The sequence below is a fragment of the Streptococcus sp. CL6.35 genome (assembly GCF_049737915.1).
In the GTDB taxonomy this organism is placed as follows: domain Bacteria; phylum Bacillota; class Bacilli; order Lactobacillales; family Streptococcaceae; genus Streptococcus.
In genome coordinates this window covers 392,194-405,850 of sequence record NZ_JBKOTU010000002.1, presented here as the reverse complement: position 1 = coordinate 405,850, position 13,657 = coordinate 392,194, and the positions used below count along the sequence as shown (strand labels likewise).

13 protein-coding genes and 1 pseudogene are annotated in these 13,657 nt (G+C 40.4%); 1 reads left to right on the top strand and 13 read right to left on the bottom strand.

Annotated elements, in window-relative coordinates; all coding sequences use genetic code 11:
• Positions 1 to 16 precede the first annotated feature (16 nt).
• The 12 genes from tig to ACLNCP_RS04520 all read right to left on the bottom strand — a co-directional run bounded on the left by tig (position 17) and on the right by ACLNCP_RS04520 (position 13,323).
• The gene (gene tig / locus ACLNCP_RS04575; protein WP_042751668.1) at positions 17 to 1,300 is read right to left on the bottom strand and encodes a trigger factor; all 1,284 of its coding nucleotides are present in this window, start codon (positions 1,298 to 1,300) and stop codon (positions 17 to 19) included.
• A 221-nt stretch (positions 1,301 to 1,521) separates the two neighbouring features.
• On the bottom strand, positions 1,522 to 2,766 hold the full coding sequence (locus ACLNCP_RS04570) for an N-acetylmuramoyl-L-alanine amidase family protein (RefSeq protein ID WP_060627605.1): 1,245 nt from the start codon (positions 2,764 to 2,766) through the stop codon (positions 1,522 to 1,524).
• A gap of 89 nt (positions 2,767 to 2,855) precedes the next feature.
• Complete coding sequence (locus tag ACLNCP_RS04565; RefSeq protein ID WP_125393536.1) at positions 2,856 to 4,046, bottom strand: N-acetylmuramoyl-L-alanine amidase family protein; 1,191 nt, start codon at positions 4,044 to 4,046, stop codon at positions 2,856 to 2,858.
• Between the two features lie 52 nt (positions 4,047 to 4,098).
• Positions 4,099 to 4,986, bottom strand: coding sequence for a C40 family peptidase (locus ACLNCP_RS04560; RefSeq protein WP_060627601.1), 888 nt, complete (start codon positions 4,984 to 4,986; stop codon positions 4,099 to 4,101).
• A 277-nt stretch (positions 4,987 to 5,263) separates the two neighbouring features.
• Positions 5,264 to 5,896 (bottom strand): response regulator, encoded by a 633-nt coding sequence (locus tag ACLNCP_RS04555; protein ID WP_424844096.1) that lies wholly within the window; start codon positions 5,894 to 5,896, stop codon positions 5,264 to 5,266.
• Between the two features lie 13 nt (positions 5,897 to 5,909).
• Positions 5,910 to 6,905, bottom strand: coding sequence for a sensor histidine kinase (locus ACLNCP_RS04550; RefSeq protein ID WP_424844095.1), 996 nt, complete (start codon positions 6,903 to 6,905; stop codon positions 5,910 to 5,912).
• Positions 6,902 to 7,600: a cell wall-active antibiotics response protein LiaF gene (gene liaF / locus ACLNCP_RS04545; RefSeq protein WP_084925921.1), complete on the bottom strand. Its 699-nt coding sequence runs from the start codon at positions 7,598 to 7,600 to the stop codon at positions 6,902 to 6,904. Before liaF ends, ACLNCP_RS04550 begins: the two co-directional genes overlap by 4 nt.
• 76 nt (positions 7,601 to 7,676) lie before the next feature.
• A complete protein-coding gene (fni, locus tag ACLNCP_RS04540; protein WP_424844094.1) occupies positions 7,677 to 8,687 on the bottom strand; it encodes a type 2 isopentenyl-diphosphate Delta-isomerase in 1,011 nt (336 codons plus the stop codon).
• Complete coding sequence (locus tag ACLNCP_RS04535; RefSeq protein WP_424844093.1) at positions 8,671 to 9,678, bottom strand: phosphomevalonate kinase; 1,008 nt, start codon at positions 9,676 to 9,678, stop codon at positions 8,671 to 8,673. The genes fni and ACLNCP_RS04535 overlap by 17 nt, the downstream gene beginning before the upstream one ends.
• Complete coding sequence (gene mvaD / locus ACLNCP_RS04530) at positions 9,665 to 10,618, bottom strand: diphosphomevalonate decarboxylase (protein WP_424844092.1); 954 nt, start codon at positions 10,616 to 10,618, stop codon at positions 9,665 to 9,667. The genes ACLNCP_RS04535 and mvaD overlap by 14 nt, the downstream gene beginning before the upstream one ends.
• Positions 10,600 to 11,478: a mevalonate kinase gene (gene mvk / locus ACLNCP_RS04525; RefSeq protein ID WP_261066935.1), complete on the bottom strand. Its 879-nt coding sequence runs from the start codon at positions 11,476 to 11,478 to the stop codon at positions 10,600 to 10,602. Before mvk ends, mvaD begins: the two co-directional genes overlap by 19 nt.
• A 174-nt stretch (positions 11,479 to 11,652) precedes the next feature.
• Complete coding sequence (locus tag ACLNCP_RS04520) at positions 11,653 to 13,323, bottom strand: LPXTG cell wall anchor domain-containing protein (RefSeq protein ID WP_424844099.1); 1,671 nt, start codon at positions 13,321 to 13,323, stop codon at positions 11,653 to 11,655.
• A 32-nt stretch (positions 13,324 to 13,355) separates the two neighbouring features.
• Between ACLNCP_RS04520 and ACLNCP_RS04515 the strand changes: the two genes are divergently transcribed.
• Entirely contained in the window at positions 13,356 to 13,574 is a 219-nt protein-coding gene (locus ACLNCP_RS04515) for a hypothetical protein (RefSeq protein WP_424844100.1), read from the top strand.
• On the opposite strand, the pseudogene ACLNCP_RS04510 reads toward ACLNCP_RS04515, so the two are convergent.
• Positions 13,561 to 13,656 (bottom strand): annotated as a pseudogene (locus tag ACLNCP_RS04510) (YSIRK-type signal peptide-containing protein); the annotation flags it as partial. The gene ACLNCP_RS04515 and the pseudogene ACLNCP_RS04510 overlap by 14 nt on opposite strands.
• Position 13,657: the final 1 nt, after the last annotated feature.

Sequence of the window (13,657 nt, the reverse complement as noted above, 5' to 3'; positions counted from 1 at the left end):
TTTTTGTTTATTAAGATTATTTAACTGTTGCTGTGCTTGTGATCAATTCAACAGCTTTTTTGATTGTGATATCGTGTTTCAACATATCAGCTGAAAGCAAGCTTTGTACTTGAGCCACTTCCATGTTGTAGTCTGTTGCCAATTGCTCAACTTCTTTTTGGATTTCTTCTTCTGAAGCGTCAAATCCTTCAGCTTTCGCAACTGCTTCGATAACAAGGTTAGTCTTCGTACGTGACTCAGCTTCTCCCTCGTATTGTTTGTGAAGGTCTTCTTGAGTAGTTCCAGTGATTTGGAAGTACATGTCAGGGTTGATACCTTGACGTTGCAAGTTTCCAAGGAATTCATTAACTGAACGGTGAACTTCTTCGTGGATCATTTCTTCTGGAAGTTCTACGATTTCAGCATTTTCTACAGCTTTATCAATTGCTGCACCTTCAACGGCATCTTTGTATGCTTCTTCTTTAGCAGCAGCCAATTCCTTGCGGTATTTTTCTTTCAATTCAGCAAGTGTTTCAACTTCTTCATCGATGTCTTTTGCAAGCTCATCGTCAAGAGCTGGAACTTCTTTAGCTTTTACTTCGTGGATAGTTGTCACGAATTTAGCTTCTTTACCTGCAAGGTCTTCTGCTTGGTAGTCTTCTGGGAATGTTACGATAACATCAACAGTTTCACCAGCTGAGTGACCTACCAATTGGTCTTCGAAACCAGGGATGAATTGACCTGAACCAAGTCCAAGTGAGAAGTTTTCACCTTTTCCGCCATCAAATTCAACACCATCGATAGAACCAACGAAGTCGATGACAACAGTGTCGCCGTTTTCAGCAGCAGCTTCTTTGATAACCAATTCAGCCAAGTTGTTGCGTTCGCGTTCGATACGCTCTTCAACGTCAGCGTCAGTTACTTCTTTTTCAACATCTACTGATACTTCAAGGTTTTTATAGTCACCCAATTTTACTTCAGGTTTTGTAACGACTTCAGCAGTGATAACCCAGTCTTGACCTTTTTCCATTGAAGTTACGTCAATTTTTGGTTGAGCAACCACTTCAAGACCAGCTTCTTTTACAGCTGCTTCATAAGCATTTGGCAAAAGAGCGTTCATAACGTCTTGGTAAAGTGACTCTTCACCAAATTTTTTGTCGAAGATAGGACGTGGAAGGTGACCTTTACGGAAACCTGGAACATTAAGAGATTTCTTCACTGAGTTGAAGACACGATCCAATTCTGGTTTGATTTGGTCTTGAGAGATAGTGAAAGTCAAGACACCACGGTTTGTTTCTTTGTTTTCAAATGATACAGACATTCTGTCATTTCTCCTTAAAATTTTTTAAATACAGTCTATTATAACATAAATGGGCGACTTTTTTCAAGTAATGAATGCGCTTTTCAATCCTGCTGGAAGTATGGTTTCTTCTTAATTTTCTTTAGAATTCAAATATAATCTTATAAAAGGTATTCAGTAGTGGCTGATTACAGTTAAAAAACGAATCGCCCATACATCCCTCATTAGGCGATTCGTTTTTCTTATTTAACCACAACCACTTTGTAATATTCGTTTGAGTGTGGAGATTCAATCTTAATTTTTTGACCATAGAAACCATCGATTTCTTTGTCAAGATAATCTCTAACTCCTGATGGCAAGCGTTTCATCTTAAGAATCTCACCGGATTGATCCGCATAGGCTAGAATGTGATAGTGAGTAGTGGTTGCTCCATCATCAATCAGTACAAAGTAACCTGTTTTGAGCTTACCTTGCTCATTTTCTAAATAGTATAGTTTATTGTTATTGATTGTGAAGTAAGTAGACGGAAGTCTAAGTCGTACACCTGGGTCTTCTAGATAAAGATCATTGCCAACTTTTTTGATTTCTGATCTAGTTGTCATCTCTGGAAGTGGTAATACTCTACGACCATCTGCTCCAAAGTAATATCGACCTGGCAGATTTTGGAAATTACGAATAACAGCTTTAGGATCAATTTCTTGTCCTTTTTCTTTATTATCCACTAAAGCTAAGGTTATATTTGCAACATGATCCCCATATTTGTCGGAAAACTTCTTGAACTCAGGTTTGACATACCAAGTGTTTTTAGCCACTATAACATCAGTAAATTTATTCCCATCATATTTTGCTTTAATCAGATATTCATATCCATCGCCTAAACGAACAATATCATCATGTTTATAAGGGCTATCTTGTAAAGTGAACATATGTCCATCCTTGCTGAGAATATAGCCTGTTCCATCACTAGAATTTACAACTCTATCAGAGGCCATTGCACCTGATTGTTCAAAATAATACCAATCACCATTTATGCACTCCCAACCTGTCATCATAGAACCACTAAAATGAAGATAATACCATGTGTTGCCTTCTTTGTACCAGCCAGTACGCATAGCGCCACTATTAGCTAATGAGTACCAGGTGTTACCTTCCTTATACCAGCCAGTGCGCATGGCACCACTATTTGCGAGTGAGTACCAGGTATTGCCTTCCTTGTACCAGCCTGTGCGCATAGCACCACTATCTGCTAGTGAATACCAAGTATTGCCTTCTTTGAGCCAGCCTGTCTGCATTTTACCAGTGCTGTCAAAATGATACCATGAGCCAGCATTTTGTACCCATTTGTTTTTAGCGAGACTGCCATCTTGAGAAAGATTCCAGTCAGCACCATTTTTAACCCAAGTATCTGCAGCCTGTGCTTGGTTGATAGATAAAAGCAGACCAGCACCTATAAGCAAACCAAGAGTGAATAGTTTAGATTTTTTCATAGTTATTTCCTCCTGTTCTATAGTGAAATGAACATGACTTCCTAGTAAACAAAACTGTTCGCTTTTTTCTTTTTACTATGTCAGATAGTTTATTTCACAACAGAAACATTTCCTGTTGAACTGTCATATCTAACAGTTTCTCCATAAAAACCGGAAATTCCTTTTTCAATATAATCACGGAAATCATTAGGCAAAACTTTCATCTTCACGATTTCACCAGATTCATCTGCATAGCCCAAAATATGGTGATCTTTAGATAATAATCCGTCCATAAACATTGTAAAATATCCAGTTACAAGTTTACCATTATCATCATTGGCACCTCTTAGATAAAGTTTATTGTCATTAATTGTCAATCCAGATGAATCTAGACTAATAACTGGACTTGAGTTTTTAAGATAAAGTTCAGACCCAACTTTTTGAATAGGGAAGTGAGTAGTGAATTCTGGTAGATTCGCAACCTTACGTCCATCTGCTCCAAAGTAATACTTATTTGGTAAGTTTTGGAAATTCTTTATGACAGCTTTAGGATCAATTTCTTCCCCTGGTTTTTTATTATCAGTAATGGCATCTAAAGTATTTCGTTTTATATCGCCAATCTTTTGATAAGAAAAACGTTCAACAATAGGTTTGATATACCAGGCATTCTTTTCGATAACAACTCCATCTTTCTTATGAACAAGGTGATAGTCATAACCATCAGACAAAGTAACGATATCTGTAATAACTGTATCATCAAAAGGATCTTGTTCAACCTGACTAGGGAGTTTGGTTAACATATAACCATCCTTACCAATGACATAACTTTCCCCATCGCTTGCTGGAACAGCTCTATCTGCTACCATAGCACCTGATTTTTCAAAGTAAGACCATTGACCATTTGCAGTTGCCCATCCTGTTGCCATAGCGCCACTGCCTTTGAGGTAGTACCAAGTAGACCCTTCTTTGTACCAACCAGTACGCATAGCCCCACTATTTGCGAGTGAGTACCATGTATTGCCTTCCTTGTACCAGCCAGTACGCATAGCCCCACTGTCTGCGAGCGAATACCATGTATTGCCTTCCTTGTACCAGCCTGTCTGCATTTTACCAGAACCGTCAAAGTGGTACCAAGAGCCAGCATTTTGCACCCATTTGTTTTTAGCTAGACTGCCATCTTGAGAAAGATTCCAGTCAGAACCATTTTTTACCCATGTATCTGCAGCCTGTGCTTGGTTGATAGATAAAAGTAGGCCAGCACCTGCAAGCAAACCAAGTGTAAGTAGTTTAGATTTTTTCATAGCCGTTTCCTCCAATTAGTAACAAATTATTTATGACATTTAAATTTTATTGTTACCAAACTCGTCTAGCTCCGTCAATAGATCCAATGTATTCATTGTTAGTTATGTTTACAAATTTTCTTACATAATTTGCGTGAACCACTTGGTTACCGCCAATATTAATTCCCACATGTTCAAGATTATTAAAGAAAATTAAATCTCCAGGTTTTTCATTACCAGTTACATCAATTCCTTGCTTAAATTGAGATCTAGTATCAGTTCCTAAGTAAATGTCAAAGTTTTTATATATGGCATGTGTAAATCCTGAGCAATCTACACCCTTATTCAAGTCTGCCCAACCCCCAACATATGGGATTTTATCTACAAATGTCTCTGCATACTCAGCAATTGCCTGACCTTTATTTTCTACGCAAACACCGTTAGATCTGAAGAAATAAGGTTTCCCATTAACTCTATTATAATCAGTTAGCATGGAACCGTCATTTGAAAGATAGTACCAATTACCATCTGGGTTAATCCACTCATTTGATTTCATCCAACCTTGATCATCAAAATAATACCATTTCTTATCTAAGAATTCCCAATGTTTAGCATACCCACCTGAAGTATATTTGAACCACCAGCGACCATCTGTTATCATCCAGGTTCCTTTATCATCTCTATTTTGATTAAATGCTATTTTTTCTTGATCGCCTTCTACTTGCGTTAATTCTCTAGGAGAAAATCCTACCAACTTAACTTGTTCTGCATCTTCAACCTTAATTTTACCTTCTTTAACAAGTTGATCAATTGCTTCTTTCTCGCTTGTATACTGTGAAGTTGTTTGTGATGTAGTCACTTTAGTGGTAGACGTTGTAGTTTCTGCATTAACTACATAAGTAGTTGATAACAAAGCTCCTGAAGTAAGTAATAAAGCTGCATAAGTAATATATTTTTTCATGACAAAAATCCTTTCTTCAAAATTCCTTAACGCTCTAGTGACCTTATTTTGATAATTTACGGAGACATGATTCTAACCTCCTTTTGGATTTTTTATATCCTTTGATAAATACTACATTACTTTAGTTATCTTTAGCTTCATTTTACTCCCCTATAAAATGAATGTCAACAAATAACATAAAACATTGTGAAAAAAATATTTTATCGTGCTAGAGGTACTTGCTCGCTTCTTTGATACTAAGCTCAGCCATTTCTCCAATATTATTCTTATATAACAATTAAAAATCTTCCTGCCCCACCAAGTGATGCTGAAAGGCATAAACTGCTGCCTGGGTGCGATCGCTGACCTCCAGCTTGGCTAGGATATTGGACACATGAGTCTTGACCGTCTTGAGAGAGATAAAAAGTTCGTCTGCGATGCGCTGATTTTCGTAGCCCTTGGCGATGAGTTGAAGCACATCTCGCTCACGCGCAGTCAAGTCCTCATGTAGTTCTATGTGATTGCGGTGGTATTCGACCTTCTTGCTGACCTCTTGCTCAATGGCAAGCTCCCCAGCAGCCACCTTACGGACTGCATGGAGTAATTCGTCTGCACTTGAAGTCTTGAGCATATAGCCCCTAGCACCAGCATTTAAGACAGGCATGATTTTTTCATTGTCTAAGTAAGAGGTCACAATCAAAATCTTGGCTTCAGGCCATTCTTTGAGGATAGCCAAGGTCGCGTCAATTCCATTCATCTCAGGCATGACAATATCCATGACAATGACATCTGGACGCAATTCCAAGGCTAAGTCAATGCCTTGAGATCCGTTTGTAGCCTCACCCACAACTTCTACATCATCTTGGAGGTCAAAGTAGCTTTTCAAGCCCAATCGAACCATTTCGTGGTCATCTACTAGTAAAATTTTCATCTTTACTCCTTTATCATTCCTTATCGAGCAGGGGAATACGAATATCAACTGCCAGCCCTTGCTTGGGAGCTGTCAATAACTGAACCGTCCCTGCCATATCTTCAACCCGCTCCTTGATATTGCGTAGTCCATAACTCAAGTCATCTAAACTCCCTAACTGGAAACCAATCCCATTGTCCACCACCTTCAGTTGCAATTCAACATCCGTCTGATAGAGATAGACATCCAGACAAGAGGCCTGGGCATGGCGGAGGGTATTGCTGATCAATTCTTGCAGAATACGGAAGATATGCTCCTCGATTTTCTTAGGCAATTTAGATACATTTTGCTTGAGACTGACCTTGAGATCACTCTTGTCCTCAAGCTCTTTTAAGAGAATTTGGATTCCTTCAACCAGACTCTTCTGCTCCAGTTCAACTGGTCGCAAATGCAAGAGCAAGACCCGCAAATCCTTCTGGGCGGTTTCTAAAATAGCTGTGACACTCTGCAACTGGGTCTGCATCTTTTCTCTATTCAGTTTCAAAGCCTGCTGGCTGACACCTGATAAAATCATGTGGGCCGCAAACAACTCCTGACTGACCGTATCGTGCAAATCCCGAGCAATCCGCTTCCGTTCTTTCTCGATGATTTCCTCTTCCTGAGTAAGACTCTGATTTTCAGCTTTTTGAAGAGTTTCTGTCAAAAGATTAAGTTTACCTGACAAGGACTTGAAACTGGCATCCAAATCTGGATCTGCAAGCTGAATCACTTCTTGTCCTGCTAATAAACGCTTGAGATTAGACTGCATTTTTCTTAGAGAAAGCTCTTCGATAGCTCTCCAAAACAGGGCTAAGAGACAGGTCATGGACATGCTGAATACCAACAACAAAAAGATAAATTTTTCTGTTTTTTCGACATCATGTAAGAAAATAGACCAGTCAAAGTCAAGGATGTCCAGCAAGCTGTGGGACAGAAATAAGACAAACAGGATGGAGGTGAGAGCAATCATTGCATAAGCTTGTTTTTTCATCCTCTAACCACCTCAACATCGCCAATCATAGTGGTCAAGAAAATCTTGACACTCTTGTTACTCTTAAGATAGTCTCTTGTTTCTTGATGATAGTGTTCATTACGAAGGGCTCGCTTGGGCTGGTTGAAAAAAGTCAAATCACCATAGAGACAGTTAACGCTGAGACTGACTTCCACATCTACAGGCACAATGATTTTGGTCGTGCCTATCATCTTTCTGAGGATAATGACATTGTCATGATTGGTTAGGATAACCCTCTCCAGATGAATAGTATCCTTACCCATGAGGCGAAAGAGATTGATATCATCAAACTGGCAAGTCTGGTAGCTTGAAAAATGATGGAGATTTCCAAACCAACGATTTTTCTCCTTCTTAACCGTTACCACCTCTTCAAAAACCAAATTGGTCTGCTCTTTTTCCTGATTCATCATCGGATAAAGAAGAAAGAGGCTATAGATGACCGCAACAAAAATAGCTAGAATCACAAAAGGATTGAGCATGACGATAAAAAAGAAGAGAATGCTTGCCACCACTAAAAGAAGATTATTGCCCTCTTTACCAGTGTAATAGCGAATCAAAAGCAAAAAGAGGAATAAAATCAGCAGAAAACGTGAAAAATGCTCTGAAACCATCAAAATCAGAGCTCCCGTCAAAAGACAGGCTTCGATAAATAAAAAGATTTTAAATTTTCTCATACACATATCCTCTACCTTCTATTTTATCACACTTCAAAAAAGTCACCTCGGTCTGAAGATGGAAAAAAGGCGGTGGTTACGCCTTTTTCATCTGATCCTTTGCTTCTTTTAATTTTCCATAAAGAAGATAGTCTACTTTTTGCAGATCTACTATGGTAGCACAATTAAGGGCACACATGATCAAGCGTAGATCTGCTTTCCAGCCTTGAACAATGCCAATCACTTCTTCAACTGTGTAGGTTTCAACCAATTCCAGAACTGTTCGAGACAGTCCTACAGCCTTGGCACCAAAGACCAAACACTTAATCATATCCAGCGGATTCCGAACGCCTCCACTGACCAAGAGTTCAACCTTGTCTTTCCAGTCTTGGGCATTGAGAAGGGCCTGCATGGTGGACTGACCCCATTGATTGAGATAGTCACGTTGGCCACTGCGACGGTTTTCGATATAAGCAAAACTGGTGCCACCACGACCTGACAGGTCAAAGGTTCGAACGCCCAATTCATAGGCTCTTTCAATGGTCTTGGCATCCATTCCAAAGCCCACTTCCTTGAGGACAATAGGAACGGGGATTTGCTTACTATAATCTGCTAGATGCGATTGCCAGCTTCGAAACTCTCTTTCTCCCTCTGGCATGAGCAATTCCTGCATAACATTGACATGCACTTGCAGTAGAAGAGGATTCATCTCTTCTACAGCCTGCAGTCCCAACTCAACAGGCTTGTCCAATCCAATATTGGTTCCAAGGAGGAGATTTGGATGATCAGACTTGACAGAAAAAGAGTCATCTGCTGGATCTTTGAGGGCTGCGCTATAAGAACCCGTTACAAATAAAATACCACAGGCTTCCGCCACCTGAGCCAGCTTTTGATTGATTTCTCTTCCCTTATCGCTTCCACCCGTCATAGCATTGATATAAAAAGGAAAGTCCCACTTTCGACCAGCAAACTCTGTCGATAGATTGATTTCATCCAGATCGTAAAGAGGCAAAGAAGAATGAATCAACTCCACCTCATCAAAGCTATTATAGGAACTTTTCTGCTCAAGGGCATAGCGGATGTGCTCATCCTTACGATTTGTCGTCATGTCCTATCCTTTCTTGGTATAAGAGCTCAATCCCCAGATCGGCCCAACGGTTTTTTATGGTTTCAGTTGATTGCTCATCAAAACTCAAGGCAATACCACAATCACCACCACCAGCACCGCTACTCTTGGCAACAGCTTGCAAATCTTGACTAGCTACCTTCAACTGTCTAAGCGAAGGCGTGTAAATATCTGCGCTCAAGCCTTCTAACAGCTTGCTTGCTACTTCAACTTGCTCGATAATTTTTTCTGCATTTCCCAGCTCCAAGGCTTCTACCAAAGCAGCCACTGTTGCTTTTGAGGAAGTTAAAAAATTCTGATTGATGTTTTGCTTGATTTGCTGGACCATGTCACTAGATACAGCCACTTCCTTGGTCCATCCCACTAGGAAATCACATTCTAAAGTTGGTTTCACTTGTGAAATTGAAAAGCCCCAATCACGCTCCAGAACAGTCGCCAAATTTTCTTCTTCCAACCAAGCAGCCACCTTCTGGCGATCAAATGACTGGTAGAGAACCAATTCCTCTGCCACAATACAGGCAAGGTCTCCCATAGAACCATTGTCTCCGCGCTTGAGCAAGACAGCGCTAGCCAACTTTAACAAGAGCTCCTGATCAACAGAAACATCATACAGAGCCAGTAAAGCCTTGATAACCAAGACAACGACACTACCGCTAGAACCCAGACCAAACTTTTTCCCTTCTCGTTCCATTTTTCCTCGGATTTCTAGAGAAAAAGGTTTTAAAGTTTGACCTCGATAAATCAGGAAATCTTCCACTAAAGCAATCGTTTCTTGAATCAAGCTGTAGTCAGGATTCGGCGTCAAATCCACTGCGAAACCAAACATATCTGAGTAGATACGGTAACTATCAGAAAAAGCAATCTCGCCCTTCATATAGATGGGAATGGCCTTTATCAAGGCCAACTGCCCTGGCTCTAAAACAGCATATTCACCTGCCCAATAGAGCTTTCCGCAAGTTTTAACAGCAATCATCTTGGCTCAAATCCTTTGTTTTTGACACAATCAAGCGATAACGTTGACCGAAGATTTCTGATAAATGCTCCAAGTCTTTCTCCTGACAGAGGACCTTGACATTGGGACCAGCATCCATAGTAAAGTAACAAGCCTCTCCTTGCTCACGTAGCTGGCGAACAAAGTCCATGGCTTCATAAGACGCATCCGTCAGATAAGAAAAGGCTGGTGATGCTGTTTTGGTCGTAGCGTGCATAGCTAGGGCATTTTCCTCCGTTAACTCCCCAACCTTGGCAAAGTCATTTTCCTTGAGATAAACCAGCATATCCTGATAATCCTTCTCAGACTGACGTACCCAGTCATCAAAAGTCGTCGAGGTTTCCACACAAAGTTTCATTCCATCACGACTGGAGATTGGTTTTTTCTTATCCTCTAGCACCAACATAATCATAGCTAATTTCAAGTCTGTCTCTACAGGGTAAATCTCCCCACTATCCTTATCCCAGGCACCTAGCGGTCCATAAAAACTCCGAGAAGAAGATCCTGAGGCAAACTTAGCCTCCTGTGCTAACTGACTTCTATCCAAACCAAGCTTGAAATAAGCATTACAAGCCTTGACCAAGGCGGACAAACCACTAGAGCTTGAAGATAGGCCCGCTGCCGTAGGCATATTGTTTTGGGTATCGATACGGACAAAGCCTTCACCTTCTGGACGATAACGGTCAATAATCTTACTCACCTTAGCATGCTCCGCCTCATTTTGTAGCTGACCATTGATATAAAAGGCATCAGAAGTCGCATCCGTCGGTAAAGACGATAAGGTCGTCTCTGTGTACATATTTTCCAAAGTCAGAGAAATACTGCTAGTAGCAGGCACCATCTCTTTTTCTTTTTTCTTTCCCCAGTATTTGATAATAGCAATATTTGCGTAAGAACGTACTGTTACAGGCTCTCTATCCATGTCTGAACAGCTCCTTTCTCTTCTAATCTTTCTGCTAGTTCTTGTGCTTGTGTCAAATTGTCTGCCAAGGCTATGATACAGCCTCCTAGCCCACCACCGCTCATCTTGGCACCCAGAGCACCATGGTTAAGAGCCGTTTCTACCAGATGGTCTGCCTCAGGGCTACTAACACCAATTTCTTTTAGATGTAAATGCGCTTGACTGAGGATTTGTCCCAGTCCTTCAGCATCTCTTCGTGTAATTGCCTCTTCTGCCCACTGGGTCAATTCTCCCAAGGCATGCAAAAACGGTAGGGCATCTTTCCCCTTACTTTGAACCACTTGGATGGCTTCACGAGTATGACCATAAACGCCCGTATCTGCAATCACCAAATATGCAGATAGATTCATCTCAAGCTCTGTAAATCCTACGTTCTTAATAAAGCGAATAGGCTGGTCACTGAGACAGGTCTTAGCATCCAAACCACTTGGATTCATATGGGCAATCATCTCAGCCCGATTGACCAAGATTTCTAGTACATCATGAGGTAGTTCTGCCTGATAGTAGTCAAAAACCGCACGAATAGCCGCTATACTGATAGCAGCTGACGAACCCATTCCCCGTTTTTCAGGGATAGCCGAGTCAATCTCACAGCGAATGCAGGATTCTTTGATATCCAAATACTCCAGCGAAGCATAAACCGCCATGGACAAGGTATCCTCCTCATAGAGACGCCAAGGACTTTCAGCAGGAACTATCTTACAAGTCACCTCCACCTCCAAAAGAGGCAGGGAAATGGCCGGATAACCGTAAACGACCGCATGCTCCCCTATTAAAATAATCTTACTATGTGCCTGACCGACACCAACTTTTTTTGTCATGTTATCCTTTTGCTAGACGAAAAAGCCGTCTCATTTTTTCATACAAGTATTGCTTCTCTCCTATCTATTTTATTATATTTTCACAAAAAAAGCGATTGTTTCATTCACAATCGCTTCTTTCATTATAGGGATATATTTCCATCATTTTATTATTTAAACGATTTCTAGCATATCCTATTCTTCTCGTTTTTTAGGAAATACCGTCAAAGCACCTAGGAGAGATAAGCCACCTAGAGCTACCAACCATGCATCTTGTTGACTACCTGTCTGAGGTAGTTCATCCTGCTTGTGCACTTCAGTACTTCCTTGATTCCAATTCTCTGAAGGAGTTGGGCTCGGTGCCGGGCTTGGATTTGATCCTGGATTATTTCCTGGCTTATGTTCTGGATCATTTCCTGGCTTATGTTCTGGATCATTTCCTGGCTTATGTTCTGGATCATTTCCTGGCTTATGTTCTGGATCATTTCCCGGTTTATGTTCTGGATCATTTCCTGGCTTATAATATGGGGTTGGTTCTGTTAGCTTAACATAACCTAGTTCTAAAACATTAGCTGCTACATTATCAATAGGTAAATTTCTAGACAAATCAAAACCAAAAAATCTTCCACCTACTCGACCGGCACTAGGGCGAACATTTCCTTCAACAGAACCTGTTACTTTTAGAACTGTTTCACCATTCGTATCTGCTAACGCTTTGGCTTTTTCTTGTGTAATACGAATAACCATCATATTGATTTCTTCTGGACTCTTATTAGGGAATAATTCATGAAGCTCTGTTGATGAAAGAGTTTTAAGTGTCATATTACGCATAATAGTTTCAGCAATAGACTTCCCTGGATCTGGTTTTACTACACTTTCAGCGATACGTTCATTACGTTCACCTTCTGGTCTGTTGCTATCTTTTTCGTTTAAAGATCTAAGGATCATTCTAAATGTTATATTATGGTAATTTTTCGTTTCAACACCAAATGTAACTTTAGGATCTGTATTACTAACTAATGAATTAAAGCTATCTTTTGTATTTCCTAAAGCTGTTCCATCTTTTGAATACACATTTAAGATTTCCTTCGTTCCATCTTCCTTAATTCCTATAGCATATAATGGTCTCCATGAGAAGCCGTTAAACTCTGCATATAATTTTTCCGGAACAACTAAATCTTTGTCTAAATTCACATTCAAGTCTACATATGTGTAAGTCTTTCTAGTCTCATCTATTTTAAAGTTATTATTTTTGTATGTGTTTGATAAAACAGGACCATTTCCTCTTGCATCAGGGTTTCTATATACAGTCATCGCTGTAGTATTATCCATTTCAAACTCAGCTTTTAGAACAACCTCATTCACTTTTGTAGTATCATTATTATTCGGGTCATACTCATCAATTATTCTACGAGTGTTAGTTTTATCGTCATTCGTTTCTGTTTTTAACTTAGTATTAGGTAATACATCATTAGCTTTAACTTCCGTATCAATTTTAACCTTGTTAGCATTAATTTTGAATCTATCTAACCCTCTAAGAAGAATCGTTCCCCTTACAATCGGATTATCCGTCGGAACAGGCGCTTCGTTCGGAGTAAAGCTTGTGTAAACACCATATAACTTTGAATCTGGTTTTAAACCATTTGGAAAGGCTGTTGCTAGTGTATCTTCTGGTGAAAATAGTCTAGCTCCGTTCGCTTCATCGATTTTCCCATCTACTGAAGGTTTGTCAGACCAACCAAGGAAAGTGTTGGCAGTACTAGAGTTAACTAATGGTCTTCCTAACTTATCTTCTCCTGTCTTATATTCCTTATCTATATCTTCTCTAATTTCAGGATTATTTGCGTCTACATTCCACTGTCTCATAAGTGTTACTTTACCAGCATAGTTAGGAGCCGGTGGTGCCGGTGGTGCTGGTGGTGCTGGTGGTGCCGGTGGTGCCGGTGGTGCTGGTGGTGCTGGTGGTGCCGGTGGTGCTGGTGGTGCTGGTGGTGCCGGTGGTGCTGGTGGTGCTGGTGGTGCCGGTGGTGCCGGTGGTGCTGGTGGTGCCGGTGCATCCGCTTGAACAGTTGTCACGCCAGTTGCAAAAAATAATACCGAAGCTACTGCCACGCTAGCTACTCCCAAATGATGCTTTCTAATAGAATAGCGTAAAACTTTTTTCCCGTTTTCTTCACATTTTCTTGACTTAAAGTTCATT

Bases quoted from the DNA above. Each gene is read 5' to 3' on its own strand.
- ACLNCP_RS04555 (WP_424844096.1), bottom strand. From the start codon at position 5,896: ATGAAAATTTTACTAGTAGATGACCACGAAATGGTTCGATTGGGCTTG.
- ACLNCP_RS04550 (WP_424844095.1), bottom strand. From the start codon at position 6,905: ATGAAAAAACAAGCTTATGCAATGATTGCTCTCACCTCCATCCTGTTT.
- mvk (WP_261066935.1), bottom strand. From the start codon at position 11,478: ATGACAAAAAAAGTTGGTGTCGGTCAGGCACATAGTAAGATTATTTTA.
- ACLNCP_RS04570 (WP_060627605.1), bottom strand. From the start codon at position 2,766: ATGAAAAAATCTAAACTATTCACTCTTGGTTTGCTTATAGGTGCTGGT.
- ACLNCP_RS04565 (WP_125393536.1), bottom strand. From the start codon at position 4,046: ATGAAAAAATCTAAACTACTTACACTTGGTTTGCTTGCAGGTGCTGGC.
- ACLNCP_RS04560 (WP_060627601.1), bottom strand. From the start codon at position 4,986: ATGAAAAAATATATTACTTATGCAGCTTTATTACTTACTTCAGGAGCT.
- mvaD (WP_424844092.1), bottom strand. From the start codon at position 10,618: ATGGATAGAGAGCCTGTAACAGTACGTTCTTACGCAAATATTGCTATT.
- ACLNCP_RS04520 (WP_424844099.1), bottom strand. From the start codon at position 13,323: ATGAGACAGTGGAATGTAGACGCAAATAATCCTGAAATTAGAGAAGAT.
- ACLNCP_RS04535 (WP_424844093.1), bottom strand. From the start codon at position 9,678: ATGATTGCTGTTAAAACTTGCGGAAAGCTCTATTGGGCAGGTGAATAT.
- tig (WP_042751668.1), bottom strand. From the start codon at position 1,300: ATGTCTGTATCATTTGAAAACAAAGAAACAAACCGTGGTGTCTTGACT.
- liaF (WP_084925921.1), bottom strand. From the start codon at position 7,600: ATGAGAAAATTTAAAATCTTTTTATTTATCGAAGCCTGTCTTTTGACG.
- fni (WP_424844094.1), bottom strand. From the start codon at position 8,687: ATGACGACAAATCGTAAGGATGAGCACATCCGCTATGCCCTTGAGCAG.